The following is a 15,407-nucleotide window of genomic DNA, read 5'->3' as shown; positions in this document are numbered from 1 at the left end:
TCATGAAACTGGTCAGAACTCGCCAAAGTACCGTCATGTGGATCATCGACGTGGTGTTGACCCTGATGGCCTGGGCCGGATTGGTTTGGCTGCTGGCGCGAGGGATTACCTCGATGCTGGATACCCACGGCGGCCCGCGCATTGACGCGCCGATTTTTGCGGCGCTCAACACCTTGCAGATCTACCTCTGGATCGCGTTGTTCAACGCCGTGATCCTAGTCAGTTGGGCACGCTACCAGCAGCGCAAAGGGCGCAAGTTCGCCCAGCGTCGCGCCCAGGCCAAGGCCCTCAGCGACAAGAGCCTAAGCGAAAGCTTCAGCCTGGCAGAAGGCGACCTGGAGCAACTGCGCCGGCCAGGCGTGCTGGTGATTCATAACGACGAAGAGGGCGGCGTGTCGGAAGTGAAATCCCATGTCTCTCGTGACGTGGAGAAACCGGGGTTGACCTTGGTACCTGGCGCTGTCCAGAACAAAGACGCCAGCTAGTGCGCTAAACAACGCCTAAAGGCCGACCCATAACTCTGAAGTGAGCGGACTTGCCCCGCGCTGGGCTGCGAAGCCGCCCCAAAACCTGCCTCCGCCGTTTTACTGAGTAAACGCGCCGGTCTTAATGGGGCTGCTTCGCAGCCCGGCGCGGGGCAAGCCCGCTCACCACAGAGTCGTGTGGCAGCCTTTAATATTTGCGTCTATATCCATGCACCGGTAGCGGTGGGTCAGTTACAGATTTATTAGCTGACGCTCCCTCATCGGCGGCTGTTTCATCCTGCCAATAGTGATTATTGCGATCCAGTTCCCAGGCCCACCCCCGCGAACTTTTCTGCATTTCCCATTACTAATTTACTGCGCAATAACTTGGCGGCCAACTAGTGGCAGCTTCTAAGTTCTCCGACGAATCGATATCAAAACAGCTGCCGCCTGTCGGATTAATAGATTCGGTCTCAGGTCGCCAAACTTTTTGATAATTATTTATTGTTATCAATCAATGTGTTGGGGCTTTAAGTAGCGCGAATGTCCAACTAGCTCGGATTCTTTGGTTGGTCAAAGTTTGATGTTAGTTTCCCTGCCCTTGAAATAGGGGTTAGACCACTATTACATTAATAGTGGTCTGATCCCTGTGGTTTTCCCATTGCCCCTGCTAGTTGACAGGGAACCACGAATTTATCAAATAAATCAGGAAGTCACGGTGATGATCCAATGGCCTCGCTTGCTTAGATTCAAACAGGATGATGTCCTTGATATACCCGAGGGCTCCCGTTCACTCATTGATGAGGGTGTCTACAGCATTTCAGACACTCAATACTGTCTGGCCGATGTGATTAATGAGAACGGACAGGACACGCTGAGGGTGCTCTCGTTTTACTGGGCTGCCAGTCAGGGTGCGTTTCGGAGAGCCTGTTTCAGAGAAGTTGAAAGTGATGATATGGCTCTCGGTTATCCACCAGAAGTGCTAATACCTGAGCGGGCAGGGGCGACCTATAGTCAAATAAAACAAGCATTGACGGCGATGGGTGACGTCATGGAGCATGCTTCTTATCGAATAATGTCTGATGGCGCCTTTATTCATAAAAGCTTGGAGAGCGCGTCAGTGGTGTATCATTTTCGGTCGCTAGACTCGCTGGATGATGAGTTGCCTTATGCAATTGTATGGAAGTGTCGTCGTACTTAGCGTCTCTGCATAAAGTTGAAAGGAGACAGCGTATTTACATAGCAAGGAGTGGCCATGAGAAAAAATGAACCTTGGTGGGTAGCTGTTTATCTGCCTTGTGCCTCGGCGTTAGCGCTAGTGTTTATGTGTATGTTTTTTCAGGTGGCGGGTTATTGGCTGAGTGGTGGTGAGGATATTATTAGCCTCTTGGAGGCGCATGTATTTTTCTATCTGCAAATGGCCGTGGCTGGATTTGCTTTAGGTTTCGTGCTTTGGTTTTTTAATGTCCGTTAGTGTTCCTGTAATAGAAGAGACCTCTTGGTTAGGGTGTAACTCTGATCGGTGAGCTATTAAGTGAAACTGCTTTTTTAATTTAAACTAGTGTGTCGCTATAATGTGCAGGACGACTGGCCTCGACAACCCGGATAATCGGCGCGCTGAGTTATTTTCTCTCTTCAAGGATGATCAATGAATCCCCGTATTCCGACACCACTGGCGCGCACGTTGAGTATCGGCTGTCGAGTCGCGCAGGGGTTGTGCCTGCTGGTAATGGCCGTCAGTGCCACTGCGTTCATGCTGGTCTGGGTCTACTTCGATAGGCGTGCGTCAATGTTGGGCTCGGCGGCGGCCGGTGTTTTGTGGTGCGCCATCGGGCTGTTGTTCGCGTTTGTGTTTGAGCAGCCTCGCACGCCGTGGGCAACGCTGCGATTTATGGTCAGTCGGATTGCTGGGGTGGGGGTGCTCGCAGCAGCGGCCGCCTATTTGGTCGGCACGCTTTGGATTGAGCCTGAGCGTGCATTGCTGGACGCTAATACCATCATGATCCAGCCCGGCAATCTGGCCCAGGTGCTCAGCCTCGCGGACCGTTTTGATGGCGGTAAATCCTGTGGCTGACAATCAACAAACAAGGACATTTCAGATGCTGTACAGAGCTTTTATCCTCCTTTGCCTGACGGCGCTCGCGGGCTGCCAGGGCCTGCCCTACCGGGGTGCGGAAGATCAGGCGCGGATCCGGGCCGACCTGGCGCTGGAGGCGACGCCCGCTGAGTTCACAAGGTTGCGCTGGGCTTATACGAACTACGGCGTTCAGGAGGGCGGCCAGACAAAGGATGCAATCGCCGTGGTGCAACCTGGGCTGGTGACGCTGGTGGGGTATGAGAGTGGGCGTTATGTTCGCCAGGCCAGTTTTCCCGCTGCCGTTGTGGACTGTGCCTACATCTTCGAAAGCCAGACCAGTGATCGGCCGATCTGGCTGTTGCAGAAAGACCGCATCGTGTTTCTGACTGTCAGCGACTTTCGTGGCAACGGCGATGTGCTCAAGCGCACGCAACTGGTCAAGGCGTTGGCCGCCAGCGGTTTCAGTCTGCACAGTGATGCTCAGGGACCTGCCTACCGACCGACGGGGAAGTCGGAACGCCTGTTGGTGCTGAACTCAATCGTCGGCAAGCATATGGAAGAGGTCGCCGAGAACCGGGCCTACAACGTGTGCCGTGGGCAATGATGGGATGGGCGGCACCACGGCCGCCTGATTTAACTCAGGCCGGGTTGGCATTGAGCCTGGACTGATCGCATCCAACCGATCAAAGCCGTTGCGCAGCAGAATCGCCAGCAGGTGAGCGGTTCACTCAATTATCGCCAAACCCGGTTGCCATTTGGACGACGGCCGGACGATAAGCCCCCGCCCAGCGGAATCCCGCTCCCCGCAAACACCGCCGCATTGTGATCGACTACACAACTTTCCGACACAATCCTGAACCTTTTCGTACATTTGAAGGTCTTTACCGCGCCCACCCGCACGCGGTCGGGCTGCATGGACTGCAGCGTTTTCAAAAACATTAAGGATTGATGTGAGCCTTTTTCCCCCTATTCCCTTCTTCGCCACTGCCTTGTGCGGTGCGAATGGCTGCGCGCGCGTATTACGCAAACGCGCCGAGGGCATGCCTCTGGATCCGTTGATCCCTCACTCGATACACCTACTGCCGCCGGGCCTGTTGGCGGCTTTGACCTGTAGTTCATGGAGTTTGAAATGAAGCGTAAGCAGTTCCAGAAAAGCCTGTTGGCAATCATGGTCGGCGCCATCAGCACGCAGGTGCTCGCGGTGGAAGTGGACCTTGGCGCGGGCAAGACCCAGTTTGTCAGCGAGACCTACAACGAGTCGCTGATCCTCACCGGGCAAACCACCCAAGTGACCACACCGACCAGTGCGCCCCCAGCCGGGCTGGGTGTCGCCGATACCCATATCCAGGGTTCGTTGATCAACCGCGCTGACATCACGCTGAATGCCGACGGCTACACCGTGCGAGGCTTTGCCCTGGACCCGATGTACTGGACTGGCCCGCCCAACCTCAACCCGGGCTCTGTCACCGGTGACGTGGTGCAGGCCGGCAACATCCTGATGAACAACGGTGGCGACGAAGGCCTGGAAATCGGCAAGACCAACATTGGCGGCAGCGTGATCAACTCCGGCACGATCATTTCGACGGCACCGTCGGCGCCTGCACCGCCGCCGTTCTATATCGGTGGGGGCGAGGGCATTTACCTGCACGGCACCACCATCGGCGGCGATGTGTCCAACACTGGTCTGATCGACATGGCCGGCGAAGGCGCGATCGGCATCGTGCTGGATCGCGACAACTTCACCCCCACCACCATCGGCGGCAAGATCCTCAACTCCGGCACTATCAAGGCCACGGGTGAAGGCGCTTGGGGCATCGAAGTGGAAACGGATACCAGCCCGCTGCGTATCGAAAACAGCGGTTTGATTTCTGCCAACGGCAATGACGCCAAAGGCATATTTTTTTATAACGGCACCATCGATTACATCCTCAACACCGGCACGCTTGAGGCCAAGGGCGCCAATGCCAATGCCTTTGAGTTCCTGGAGGCCACCTTCGCCCAGAACAGCGCGAGTGGTTCGCGCGGTATCGTCAACCGTGGCACGGTCATCGCCGATGGCACGGCGATTCTGGTCGGCCCCGATCAAACGTCATCGTTCGAGATCAACCAGCAAGCCGGCGAAATCCGCAGCAACGCCGGCACGGCCATCGATGCGCGCAACCTGGCAACCCTGAACTGGACCGGTGGCGACATCATTGGCGATGTACTCAACCTGAGCGCGGTGAATATCGACGGCCAGGCGGGGTTCACCGGCAACCGCATCATCGCACCGGTGTCGGTCAACTCAGGGTCGCTGAACCTGTCGGCGCCCGGCACCGCCATCACCGGCAGCCTCAACGTCGCCAGCGGCGCGGGCATCGATATGCACCTGTCCGACAGCGTCGTGCCGACTACGCCGTACCTGACCGTCAACGGTGCCGCCAATTTCGCCCAGGCGTCGAAGCTGACTGTGAGCGCTAACCCTGGCGACTTCGCCAGCACCAACGACGGCACGCAATACACCCTGTTGCAAGCCACCAGCGTGCAAGACAACGGGCTGTCCGTGGGCAGCTCTTCTGCGTTGCTGAATGTGCTCAGCTACTCGTCCGATGCGCAGACGGTCAAGGCCGTGGTGGCGGTCAAGGCTGACCAGCAAGTTGAGACAGACCTCTCTGGCGTGGGCGCGAGCCGTGCGTCGGCAACGGCGGTCAATACCTTCAAGAACGGTGTCCTGAGCCGTCTCAGCGCAGACGATGCAGTCTTCCAGGCGCTGGCCAACGCCGGCACCGCCGACCAACTGGCACGGGTTGGTGACCAGCTCGCGCCGGACGTCAACCGTGGCGCGTTGGACATCGCCTTGTCCGGGCAGACCGTGGTCAACGGCGCGATCTTCAACCGCCTCACCGAGCAGCGTGAAGCCAAAAAAGCCGGCGGTGTGTGGGTGCAGGGCCTAAGCAGCAACATGGATCAGGACGGTCGCGGCGGCAACAACGGCTACTCGGCCAACAGCAGCGGCATGGCGGTGGGTGTGGACAGTCGTGTGAGCGACACCACGACCCTGGGCGTGGCTTACAGCTACCTCAATTCGAATATTCATTCGGACCTGGGCAACAAGACCGACGTCGAGGGGCACGCACTGTCGCTGTATGGCAACTGGTCGCTGCAAGACTGGTTTGTCGATGGCAGCCTCAGCTACGGCCACAACGAAAACGACAGCAAGCGCCACATCGCCGGTACCACGGCCAAGGGCAGCTACGACAGCAATGTGTTGTCGGCCAGTGTGATCGGTGGCTACAGCTTCAAGCCGTCGCAAGCGGTGGTGGTCGAGCCACGGGTGGCTGCGCGTTATTCCAACGTGCGCATGGATGGCTACGACGAGAAAGGCTCCTCGGCCGCACTGAGCACGCGTTCGCAGCGTTATGAAGTGGGTGAGTTGGGCGCCGGTGTGCGTCTGGCGGGCAACCTGCCGATGGGTGCTGGTAGCCTGCAACCGGAAGCGACCTTGATGGCCTATCACGACCTGATGGGTGATCGCGTGGCGCAAACCTCCAGCTTCGTGGCCGGTGGTTCAGCGTTTACCGTGACCGGTGCGTCGGTGGCGCGTGACAGCTATGAGGCCAGTGTTGGCGTTAACTATCAGGTGTCGGACTTCAGCGTGGGCGCCAGCTATACGCGCCAGGCGCGCAGTGGTTTTGATGCTGACGGCGTAATGCTCAAAGCACGCTACGCGTTCTAAGCAACCTTCGGGCCGTAACACTGATTTGTGGTGAGGCTGTTCACCACAGATCAGCCCTGCTTGGGTTGTGATCAGGGCAACTTGCGCTGTACCGGTTAGCAGGTTGCAACACCGATCTGTGGTGAGCGGGCTTGCCCCGCGCTGGGCTGCGAAGCGGCCCCAAGGCCAGACAATGCGTTCTTTCTGAAAGGACGCGGTGTTTGTACCAGGGGCTGCTTCGCAGCCCAGCGCGGGGCAAGCCCGCTCACCACAAAAATGCCCCAGCTCACTACAAAAAAGCCCCTGTTCACCACAAAAAAAGCTTCTGTTCATCACATAACAAGCCCCACTGGGCCTGCTTCAGTGGTGTGAGGTCAGAGCAACTTGCGCTGCACCGGTTAGCAGGCTGTAACACCGATCTGTGGTGAGCGGGCTTGCCCCGCGCGGGGCTGCGCAGCGGCCCCACGGCCAGACAATGCGTTCTGTCTGAAAGGATGCGGTGTTTGTACCAGGGGCTGCTTCGCAGCGCAGCGCGGGGCAAGCCCGCTCACCACAAAAATGCCCCAGCTCACTACAAAAAAGCCCCTGCTCACCACAAAAAAGCTTCTGTTCATCACATAACAAGTCCCACTGTGCCTGCTTCAGTGGTGTGAGGTCAGAGCAACTTGCGCTGCACGGGTTAGCAGGTTGCAACACCGATCTGTGGTGAGCGGGCTTGCCCCGCGCTGGGCTGCGAAGCGGCCCCACGGCCAGACAATGCGTTCTGTCTGAAAGGGTGCGGTGTTTGTACCAGGGGCTGCTTCGCAGCCCAGCGCGGGGCAAGCCCGCTCACCACAAAAATGCCCCTGCTCACTACAAAAAAGCCCCTGTTCACCACAAAAAAGCTTCTGTTCATCACATAACAAGTCCCACTGTGCCTGCTTCAGTGGGGTGAGGTCAGAGCAATTTGCGCTGCACCGCTTCATCCAGCGTACTGCGCGTCAGCGCTTCCACGACTTCGCGTGTATCGGCCTGGAATGGGATGCCTACGATCAGCACCAGATGCATCCAGGTGCGCACCGATTCGCTCTTTTTGACCCGACCCAGTTCCTTGCCATCCTTGTCTTTGAACACCGTCTCCAAGGTGAAAATATTCTTCGCCGTGGACGGAATGATGAAGAACGTGAAGCCGGTGATGAACGCCGACACCGGGCTGTACTCTTCGTTGTTATGCAGCGTGGCATCCACGTAGATATCCGAGTCGACCTTGTCGGTGCTCACCCGCGTAAAACGGTTGGACTCGCGAAAGGAATCGGCCACGGCCTTTTCCCACAGCACCACCGGGGCGCCGACCGCAGCGTTGCCCGGGCCGCCGTTGACGTGGTTTTGCGCTGTGGTGTGCACGTACGCCGTGGGTTTTTGCGCCGGGGTGTTAGCGGTTGGCGGCCAGGGTTGCACGGCTGGCAGTTCGTGCTGTGAATACGACACGCAACCGGTCAACAACACGGCGGCCAGTACCAGGCTGTGTTTCATCAATCCTTTCATGCTTCGCTCCTTGAAATTATGGCTTGGCCAAGTTGGCAGTGGCGGTATCGAGCAGTTGCCCGACCAGTTTGGTCAGCTGTTGGCCGCCCATCGAAGGTGCCCAATATTGGCCGCTGTAAAGCCCGACGTTATGTTCGAATTTGATCGAGTCCTTGGCTTTGGCCAGCTCTTTACCGTTGCGGTCGACGATCACCAGGTCGCCGGCCACCTCGAAGCTGTCGACGTAGATCGGGCCGTTGACCCAGATCCAGATGGTCAGCGTCAGCAGCGCGCCGGGTACGTACGCCGGGTGCGGGCTGCGATGGCCTTTGAGAGAAGTCATGTTGAATTTGAGCGTTACATCTTGCTCTCCCAGGCGTACCGGATACTCGGTGACCTGCTTGAAGTAACCCGCAGTGCGCACGTACTGACTGATCTGGGCCGTCAGGGAGCTGCTGATGGCAGCCTTGTTGGCCTCGTTAACGTCGGCAGCACTCACCGCCACATCAGCGATTTGCGCGCTGCGTGGACTGCTGACAGCTACCGGGTGGAGCGGGGCGGCGATAGGGCCGGTGACGGTGTAGGAAACGCAGCCGGTCATCGACAGCGTCGCGATCAGGGCCGTAGCCCGAAGGAAAACTTTAAACACGCAATATCCCTATTAATAAACAAACACAAAACAGTGTCTCGACAGGATGTTACACAACTTGAGGAATGTGCGGCGGCGCACGCAGGCGACCAAAAGCACTTGAGAAGCCCTCTCAACCCCGTAAAATGCCGCGATTGTTTAAAGCACGATACTTTTCAGGGAAGAAGTCATACATGCGCGTGTTCGCCATTTTCATTGCTGCCTGCCTGATGGCGGGCTGCGCCTCCAAGCCGGAGTACTACATCTCCCCGGCGCCGGTCACCATTCCCAAGAACGCCACTTACTGGCTCGACACGTTTGATGTTGAGGTCGTGGGCAAGAACGAGCGTTTTTTGCCGGATGACAAGGTTCGCCAACAACTCGGCGTCGATCTGGTCGACCGTCTGCTCAGCGCCAAGCGTTATGCGCCGAGCAAAGAAAAGGCCGATTACCTGCTGGATGTCAGCATTGTCTATACGCGCCATATCCCGGACTCAAAAGGCGGCCTCTCGACGTTGATCGTTGATGACAACACCATTCTGGCCGCTGTCGATTTCAGCTATCAGGTCAAGGTCAAGAAGGGCGCTGGCGAGGTGCTGCATTTTGCCAAGACGCGTAACAACCTTGTGCCTGCTGGCGTAATGGGCGAGGCGCAAAAATGGAGAACCATGGGCGGCATTATCACCAACTCCGGTAACTCCAGCGTCGAGCGTTTTTATACCGGCGTTTTGAGTCGCGACATCGTCGATGACCTGCGCGCCATTCCTTCTCGCTAACGCTGTCTACCCCCCGATTTATCACCCCAGGAGCACTACGTGAAAGCACTCTCCAAAATCCTGCTGTCAGGCCTCACCGCCGCAGCGCTGCTGACCGTGGCCGGTTGCGCCACCGAAAGCAACCGAGCCCTGCCGGTAGAGCAAGTCGCCAGTGCAAACGTCGCCTATTCCGGCGTGCGCGTGCCGATTGCTGTAGGTAAGTTCGACAACCGCTCCAGCTACATGCGCGGCATCTTCTCCGATGGTGTCGACCGCCTCGGCGGTCAGGCCAAGACCATCCTTATCACTCACCTGCAGCAAACCAATCGCTTCAGCGTGCTGGACCGCGACAACATGGGCGAAATCTCCCAGGAAGCTGCGATCAAAGGCACCGCGCAGAAGCTCAAGGGTGCTGACTATGTTGTAACGGGCGACGTGACCGAGTTCGGTCGTAAAGAAACCGGCGACCGCCAGTTGTTCGGCATCCTCGGCCGTGGCAAGACCCAAGTGGCTTACGCCAAAGTCGCGTTGAATATCGTCAACATCAACACGTCCGAAGTGGTGTATTCCACCCAGGGCGCCGGTGAATACGCGCTGTCCAACCGTGAAGTGGTCGGCTTCGGCGGCACCGCCAGCTACGACTCCACCCTCAATGGCAAGGTTCTGGACCTGGCCATGCGCGAAGCGATCAACCGCCTTGTCGACGGCATCAACGCCGGCGCCTGGAACCCGCGCAACTGATCAGCAACACCTCAAGGAGCAGTACACGGATGAGCAAGGCAGTGAAGTTGGCGCTGATGCTGACAGCAATCGCGGCGGTCGCCGGGTGCCACACGGCGCCCCAGCCCCTGTATCAATGGGAAAGCTACCAGCCGCAGGTTTACGAGTACTTCAAGGGCGAGCCCAAGGAAGCGCAGGTCGAGGCACTGGAGCGCGATCTGCAAAAGATCAACGCCAGTGGTCGCAAGGCACCGCCGGGTTACCACGCGCACCTGGGCATGCTGTACCTGAGCATGGGCAAGGATGACCAGATGGTGCAGGAGTTCCGCACCGAGAAGGCACTGTTCCCCGAGTCCGCTGCTTACATGGACTTTCTGCTGAAAAACGCCAAGACCGGAGTGGCCACCAAATGAGCCTGTTGAAACTCACTGGCGCCCTGCTGGCCTTGGCTTTGCTCGGCGGTTGCGCGACGCCAAAGACCGTGGATTACACGGCGTATAAACAGGCTCGGCCGAAATCGATCCTGGTGCTGCCACCGATCAACGAATCGCCGGAAGTGCAGGCCTCGTACAGCTTGGTCTCGCAAGTGACCTACCCGCTGGCCGAAGCTGGTTACTACGTGTTGCCGATCGCTTTGGTGGACGAAACCTTCCGCCAGAACGGCCTGACCACCGCCAACGATATCCAAGGCCTGGCGCCGACCAAGCTGCATGACATCTTCGGCGCGGACGCGGCGCTGTACATCACCGTCAGCGAGTACGGCACCAAGTACATGCTGATCACCAGCGACACTGCCGTGACCGCCTCGGCCAAACTGGTGGACCTGCGCACCGGCACCACCCTGTGGACCGGCACCGCACGTGCGTCCAGCGAGGAAGGCAACAACAACGGTGGTGGCCTGGTGGGCATGTTGATTACGGCAGCGGTCAAGCAGGTGATCAACAGCTCCACCGATGCGGCGCACCCGATTGCCGGCATCACCAGTGCGCGATTGCTGTCGCCGGGTCAACGCGCCGGGATCCTGTACGGCCCGCGTAACCCGAAGTACGGCACGGACTGACCTCGATTCTGAACGCGCCTCAGATCAATGTGGGAGGGGGCTTGCCTCCGATGGCTTAGTGTCAATCACTGCATCGGGTGACTGACCCATCCCCATCGGGGGCAAGCCCCCTCCCACACTTGAACTGCAGTGTTTTCTGAATCAGGTTTAACCCGAACCACCCGCACCTTGCGTCTGACCTTGTGAACGGATTATTCACTCACGAGGCTCAGCCCATGTCCTACCCTCTGCTCTTCCTGCGTCCTGCTGCCCAAGGCTTTGCGGTTACCGTGCTGGTAGCGCTGGCCGGGTGTGGGCTATCGTCTTCGCCTGAGCTGGCCCAACCGGCGGCCCCCGTCGCCGAGCTGCAAAGCGCGCCGGCCCAAGGCGCGTTGGTCAAACGCATGGCAATGCCCGCCCCAATGCGCATGCAGGAATCAGCAGCGATGGACTATCGCAGCGAACCCCGCGAGCAATACGCCAACCTGCCGGACAACCCGGTGCACCGTGCGTCCGAGACTCCGGTGTCCACCTTCAGCGTCGATGTCGACACGGGCAGCTACGCCAACGTACGACGCTTCCTCAACCAAGGCAGCCTGCCGCCCGAAGGCGCTGTGCGATTGGAGGAAATGGTCAACTACTTTCCCTACAGCTACGCACTCCCCACCGACGGCTCACCGTTTGGCGTGACCACCGAAGTTGCCGCCACCCCATGGAACCCGCGCACCCAACTGCTGCGCATCGGCATCAAGGCCACCGACCGTGCAGTGGCGGAGCTCGCACCGGCCAATCTGGTGTTTCTGGTGGACGTGTCCGGCTCCATGGATCGCCGCGAAGGCTTGCCGCTGGTGCAAAGCACACTGAAATTGCTGGTGGACCAGTTGCGTGATCAGGACCGAGTTTCATTGGTGGTGTATGCCGGTGAATCCCGCGTGGTGCTCAAGCCAACATCGGGGCGCGACAAGGCCAAGATCCGCAATGCCATTGATCAACTCACCGCCGGCGGTTCCACGGCAGGCGCATCCGGCATCGAACTGGCCTACCAGATGGCCCGCGAAGGCTTTATCGACAAGGGCATCAACCGCATCCTGCTGGCCACTGACGGTGACTTCAACGTCGGCATCAGCGACTTCGACAGCCTCAAGCAGATGGCCGCCGAGCAGCGAAAAAGCGGTGTCTCACTGACCACCCTCGGCTTCGGAGTGGATAACTACAACGAACACCTGATGGAGCAACTGGCCGATGCGGGCGACGGCAACTACGCCTACATCGACACCCTGCGCGAAGCCCGCAAGGTGCTGGTGGACCAACTTAGTTCAACCCTGGCAGTGGTTGCGCGGGATGTGAAATTGCAGGTGGAATTCAACCCAGCCCAAGTCAGCGAATATCGCCTGCTGGGTTATGAAAACCGCGCCTTGAAGCGTGAGGATTTCAACAACGATAAGGTAGACGCCGGCGAGATCGGCGCAGGGCATACCGTGACAGCGCTGTACGAAATTGTGCCGAAGGGCGAGAAGGGCTGGTTGGAGCCTTTGCGTTATGCCAGCGCGCCTGCGGCGGAAGGTAAGTCCAATGAACTGGCGATGGTGCGCGTGCGCTACAAGCCTGCGGCGGGCGGTGATAGCCGCTTGATCGAACGGCCCATCAGCAACGAAACCACTAAGGCCAGCGACGACCTGCGTTTCGCGGCGGCGGTGGCCGCCTTCGCCCAACAGCTCAAGGGCGATGGCCGCTACACTGGCAACATGAGCTTGAAGGACACCGCCGCACTGGCCCGCTCGGCGCGAGGCGATGACCCGTTCGGCCTGAGAAATGAATTCGTGCAACTGGTGGAATTGGCCCAAAGCCTAAAACCCTGATCTTAACCACGACACGGATCAAATGTGGGAGGGGGCTTGCCCCCGATGGCGGTAGATCAATCAGTACATTTTTGACTGACCCACTGCTATCGGGGGCAAGCCCCCTCCCACACTTGAACAGCGTTAACTTTACAAAAGGAGTTTGCCCCCTACATGGCTGTTCCCGATGATCCACCCAGCGACGAATCCCTGCTGGCCCGCTACCGCACCGGCGAGGCCGCCGCGTTCGAAGTCTTGTACGCGCGCCACCGCCAGGGCCTCTACCGCTTCCTCGTGTCCCTGAGCAACAAAGCCGAGCTGGCCGAGGAAATCTACCAGGAGACCTGGCTCAGCCTGATCCGCAGCAGCACCCAGCCACAAGGTCGGGCGAGCTTTCGTACATGGCTGTTCCAGATCGCCCGCAACCGCCTGATCGATTACTGGCGCAAGCACGGCATCCACAACCCGTTGCACGACAGCTACGACGAGCAACTGCACGCCCAGCCCGACGATAGCGCCGGTCCTGAGCAACAGCTAAGCCTGAGCCGCGACCAAGCGCGCCTCGACGCCGCCCTGCAAGCCTTGCCCGAAGACCAGCGCGAAGTCTTCCTGCTGCGCCTGCACGGCGATTTGGACGTGCCGCAAATCGCCGCGCTCACCCACGCGCCGCTGGAAACCGTAAAAAGCCGCTTGCGCTACGCCCAGCAGAAATTGCGTCGTCTGCTGGCCGAGGAGGTACCTGTATGACTGACTCCCGACATACCCCTGACGACGAGCTGCTCCAGCACTTTCGTCAACACAGCCCTGGCGAACCGCCCGCGTCCCTCGACGCCTTCATCCTCAACACCGCCCGCCGCGAAGCCCCGGCGCCGCAACCGAGCTTGTGGCAACGCTGGCTGCACGCCTGCCAACGCCCGCGCTGGCAAATGGCATTCGCCACCGTGGCCGGCTTGGCGCTGATGATCGGCGTGGTCATGCGCTCACCGGTGCCGCAAGCCGAGATATCCACAGCGACCTTCTCCGCCTTGCACGAAGAAGCCGCCCGCCCTGCGCCGCAAGCGTTGTCCGCCCCTGCACCGATGGCTCGCATTGCGGCCGCGCCCAAGGTTGAAAGTGCACCGGTTCAGGCTGAGATCGCCGGAGCGCTGGCAGATCAGTCCGCGGCAAAGCTGAGCAAGCGCGCGCCGCTCGCGCTGCCGTCATTGGAGGAGGAGTTGCAGGCGATTGTGCGCTTGCGTGAAGCGGGTGAAAGCAAAGCCGCGGATGAAAAACTGCTGGCGCTGCACGCGCGCTTCCCCGAGGAAGACCTGCCAGCGCGGCTGGAGGCGTTGTACAAGCATTGACCCACAAAAAAGCCCCAGGTCTTTCGACCTGGGGCTTTTTATCTGTATCTGGTGCCCCGGCGGGATTCGAACCCACGACCCCTGCCTTCGGAGTCCTAAAAGTCGACGTTTAGAATCAATACGTTAGCGGGGATGAGCTGGGAAATCAACGGGTTGTGTTAGCTGGGGTTAGCGAGTTTTCGCCCCGGATAGCTGGGCGAGTGTGGCAAAATTGTGGCAGGTTACCCACAAGTGCGGCGCCCTAAGATCGTCATCGATACGCTGACAAGTGTTCAATTTGGCAACATCGAGATTCACTAGCCGGTGATTCGGGCGGTAACCCATCCCATTCCAATGTGACTTCAATTGCTTCAGATTTATACGGCTGGCGTCGAATTTTCGTATCGAGCCATTTTGCCGTTGACGGAACAGGTTCCTTCAGATAGGGAAGGGGCGTTTGCTGATACACAGGCGAATGGTTATGGAGTACGATGGATAACGCCACGCACGACCGGTGCCGGAATTTCCTAATTTTAGATAAGTAAGCAGGTACTGGGTGGATCCCTTATTCAGATGGGCAGGGAGCAAAAGAAAGCTGCTACCCAATATCAAGTCAAGATTTCCGCGTTCATACGGCACATACCATGAGCCATTCTGCGGCTCCGCATGTCTTTATTTTGATATCTTACCTGGTCACGCTGTTCTCTCTGACATGAATGAAGAGCTTATTCTCGCTTATCAGGAACTCCAGAAGTGCCCTAAGGGAGTATTTGATTACCTAGTTTCGTACGAAGTATCGAAGGATAAGTACTATGAGATTAGAGCTCTAGATGTAGGTTCGATGACTAACGCCGAAAGGGCAGCAAGATTTATATACTTGAATAAGCTCTGTTTTAATGGTGTGTATCGTACTAACAAGTCCGGTTTTTTCAATGTGCCGATGGGCTCGAAAACGGGAAAAATGCCTACGCTGGAAGGGCTGTTAGCTATTTCAGAAGCGCTTCAAAATGCCCGAGTTATAAGCGGTGATTTTGCTGAGGCCGCTAAAAATATTAAATCTGGAGATTTGGTGTATTTGGACCCGCCGTATTCTAAGCCGGAAAGTCGTGAGCGAGGTGAGTACGGATTAGGTTCGTTTCACTTCAGCGATATAGAACGATTGATTGTATTTTTGGAATATATTAACTCCGTCGGCGCTTTTTTCATATTTTCGTATAGTGATTGTGAAATTATTAGACAAAATCTTCGAAGTGAATGGGTTGTTGAGGTTGTTAGTGTCAGACGTCACGTTGCTGGTTTTAACGCCCACAGGAAAGTCGTGGACGAATTAATTGTAAGCAATTTTTCAGCTTGCTAAGGAGCGTAGT

General features: G+C 58.0%; 16 protein-coding genes. 14 read left to right on the top strand and 2 right to left on the bottom strand.

Translation table 11 applies throughout. The features are described 5' to 3' along the window. The first annotated feature begins 2 nt into the window (after positions 1-2). The 6 genes from pgaD to ACKZ62_RS27710 all read left to right on the top strand — a co-directional run bounded on the left by pgaD (position 3) and on the right by ACKZ62_RS27710 (position 6,256). Positions 3-485, top strand: coding sequence for a poly-beta-1,6-N-acetyl-D-glucosamine biosynthesis protein PgaD (gene pgaD, locus ACKZ62_RS27735; protein WP_032884843.1), 483 nt, complete (start codon positions 3-5; stop codon positions 483-485). Between the two features lie 700 nt (positions 486-1,185). Beyond that, the gene (locus tag ACKZ62_RS27730) at positions 1,186-1,665 is read left to right on the top strand and encodes a hypothetical protein (RefSeq protein WP_032884845.1); all 480 of its coding nucleotides are present in this window, start codon (positions 1,186-1,188) and stop codon (positions 1,663-1,665) included. A gap of 54 nt (positions 1,666-1,719) precedes the next feature. Next, complete coding sequence (locus tag ACKZ62_RS27725) at positions 1,720-1,938, top strand: hypothetical protein (protein ID WP_122682194.1); 219 nt, start codon at positions 1,720-1,722, stop codon at positions 1,936-1,938. A 174-nt stretch (positions 1,939-2,112) separates the two neighbouring features. Continuing rightward, on the top strand, positions 2,113-2,538 hold the full coding sequence (locus ACKZ62_RS27720; RefSeq protein WP_447096121.1) for a hypothetical protein: 426 nt from the start codon (positions 2,113-2,115) through the stop codon (positions 2,536-2,538). A gap of 25 nt (positions 2,539-2,563) precedes the next feature. After that, positions 2,564-3,145 carry a hypothetical protein gene (locus ACKZ62_RS27715; protein WP_095186323.1) on the top strand — a complete coding sequence of 194 codons (582 nt, stop codon included), beginning with the start codon at positions 2,564-2,566 and terminating at the stop codon, positions 3,143-3,145. A 525-nt stretch (positions 3,146-3,670) separates the two neighbouring features. Further along, complete coding sequence (locus ACKZ62_RS27710; protein ID WP_447096120.1) at positions 3,671-6,256, top strand: autotransporter family protein; 2,586 nt, start codon at positions 3,671-3,673, stop codon at positions 6,254-6,256. Between the two features lie 915 nt (positions 6,257-7,171). On the opposite strand, the gene ACKZ62_RS27705 is transcribed toward ACKZ62_RS27710, so the two are convergent. Both ACKZ62_RS27705 and ACKZ62_RS27700 read right to left on the bottom strand, forming a co-directional pair. Continuing rightward, the gene (locus ACKZ62_RS27705; RefSeq protein ID WP_032884850.1) at positions 7,172-7,759 is read right to left on the bottom strand and encodes a lipoprotein; all 588 of its coding nucleotides are present in this window, start codon (positions 7,757-7,759) and stop codon (positions 7,172-7,174) included. A gap of 16 nt (positions 7,760-7,775) precedes the next feature. Beyond that, entirely contained in the window at positions 7,776-8,387 is a 612-nt protein-coding gene (locus ACKZ62_RS27700) for a hypothetical protein (protein WP_095186321.1), read from the bottom strand. Positions 8,388-8,560: 173 nt separating this feature from the next. On the opposite strand from ACKZ62_RS27700, the gene ACKZ62_RS27695 reads away from it, so the two are divergent. From ACKZ62_RS27695 to ACKZ62_RS27660, 8 genes are all read left to right on the top strand, one after another. After that, complete coding sequence (locus ACKZ62_RS27695; RefSeq protein ID WP_032884853.1) at positions 8,561-9,142, top strand: hypothetical protein; 582 nt, start codon at positions 8,561-8,563, stop codon at positions 9,140-9,142. 39 nt (positions 9,143-9,181) lie between these two features. After that, positions 9,182-9,862, top strand: a complete 681-nt coding sequence (locus ACKZ62_RS27690; protein ID WP_032884854.1) for a CsgG/HfaB family protein — start codon at positions 9,182-9,184, stop codon at positions 9,860-9,862. 29 nt (positions 9,863-9,891) lie between these two features. Continuing rightward, positions 9,892-10,254: a DUF4810 domain-containing protein gene (locus ACKZ62_RS27685; RefSeq protein WP_032884856.1), complete on the top strand. Its 363-nt coding sequence runs from the start codon at positions 9,892-9,894 to the stop codon at positions 10,252-10,254. Then, positions 10,251-10,901, top strand: a complete 651-nt coding sequence (locus tag ACKZ62_RS27680) for a DUF799 domain-containing protein (protein ID WP_032884857.1) — start codon at positions 10,251-10,253, stop codon at positions 10,899-10,901. The genes ACKZ62_RS27685 and ACKZ62_RS27680 overlap by 4 nt, the downstream gene beginning before the upstream one ends. A 215-nt stretch (positions 10,902-11,116) precedes the next feature. Next, positions 11,117-12,739: a vWA domain-containing protein gene (locus ACKZ62_RS27675; RefSeq protein ID WP_447096119.1), complete on the top strand. Its 1,623-nt coding sequence runs from the start codon at positions 11,117-11,119 to the stop codon at positions 12,737-12,739. Positions 12,740-12,892: 153 nt separating this feature from the next. After that, a complete protein-coding gene (locus ACKZ62_RS27670; RefSeq protein WP_032884859.1) occupies positions 12,893-13,465 on the top strand; it encodes an RNA polymerase sigma factor in 573 nt (190 codons plus the stop codon). Further along, on the top strand, positions 13,462-14,061 hold the full coding sequence (locus tag ACKZ62_RS27665; RefSeq protein ID WP_181640219.1) for a hypothetical protein: 600 nt from the start codon (positions 13,462-13,464) through the stop codon (positions 14,059-14,061). The genes ACKZ62_RS27670 and ACKZ62_RS27665 overlap by 4 nt, the downstream gene beginning before the upstream one ends. A 535-nt stretch (positions 14,062-14,596) precedes the next feature. Next, entirely contained in the window at positions 14,597-15,397 is an 801-nt protein-coding gene (locus ACKZ62_RS27660; protein ID WP_447096118.1) for a DNA adenine methylase, read from the top strand. The last annotated feature ends 10 nt before the right edge of the window (positions 15,398-15,407 follow it).

The sequence above is a fragment of the Pseudomonas sivasensis genome, from assembly GCF_052938085.1.
The sequence above is the reverse complement of the archived record's forward strand: the minus strand, read 5'-3'. Positions and strand labels throughout refer to the sequence as shown.

Bases quoted from the DNA above. Each gene is read 5' to 3' on its own strand.
- ACKZ62_RS27670 (WP_032884859.1), top strand. From the start codon at position 12,893: ATGGCTGTTCCCGATGATCCACCCAGCGACGAATCCCTGCTGGCCCGC.
- ACKZ62_RS27675 (WP_447096119.1), top strand. From the start codon at position 11,117: ATGTCCTACCCTCTGCTCTTCCTGCGTCCTGCTGCCCAAGGCTTTGCG.
- pgaD (WP_032884843.1), top strand. From the start codon at position 3: ATGAAACTGGTCAGAACTCGCCAAAGTACCGTCATGTGGATCATCGAC.
- ACKZ62_RS27685 (WP_032884856.1), top strand. From the start codon at position 9,892: ATGAGCAAGGCAGTGAAGTTGGCGCTGATGCTGACAGCAATCGCGGCG.
- ACKZ62_RS27705 (WP_032884850.1), bottom strand. From the start codon at position 7,759: ATGAAAGGATTGATGAAACACAGCCTGGTACTGGCCGCCGTGTTGTTG.
- ACKZ62_RS27695 (WP_032884853.1), top strand. From the start codon at position 8,561: ATGCGCGTGTTCGCCATTTTCATTGCTGCCTGCCTGATGGCGGGCTGC.
- ACKZ62_RS27715 (WP_095186323.1), top strand. From the start codon at position 2,564: ATGCTGTACAGAGCTTTTATCCTCCTTTGCCTGACGGCGCTCGCGGGC.
- ACKZ62_RS27680 (WP_032884857.1), top strand. From the start codon at position 10,251: ATGAGCCTGTTGAAACTCACTGGCGCCCTGCTGGCCTTGGCTTTGCTC.
- ACKZ62_RS27665 (WP_181640219.1), top strand. From the start codon at position 13,462: ATGACTGACTCCCGACATACCCCTGACGACGAGCTGCTCCAGCACTTT.
- ACKZ62_RS27725 (WP_122682194.1), top strand. From the start codon at position 1,720: ATGAGAAAAAATGAACCTTGGTGGGTAGCTGTTTATCTGCCTTGTGCC.
- ACKZ62_RS27710 (WP_447096120.1), top strand. From the start codon at position 3,671: ATGAAGCGTAAGCAGTTCCAGAAAAGCCTGTTGGCAATCATGGTCGGC.
- ACKZ62_RS27720 (WP_447096121.1), top strand. From the start codon at position 2,113: ATGAATCCCCGTATTCCGACACCACTGGCGCGCACGTTGAGTATCGGC.
- ACKZ62_RS27730 (WP_032884845.1), top strand. From the start codon at position 1,186: ATGATCCAATGGCCTCGCTTGCTTAGATTCAAACAGGATGATGTCCTT.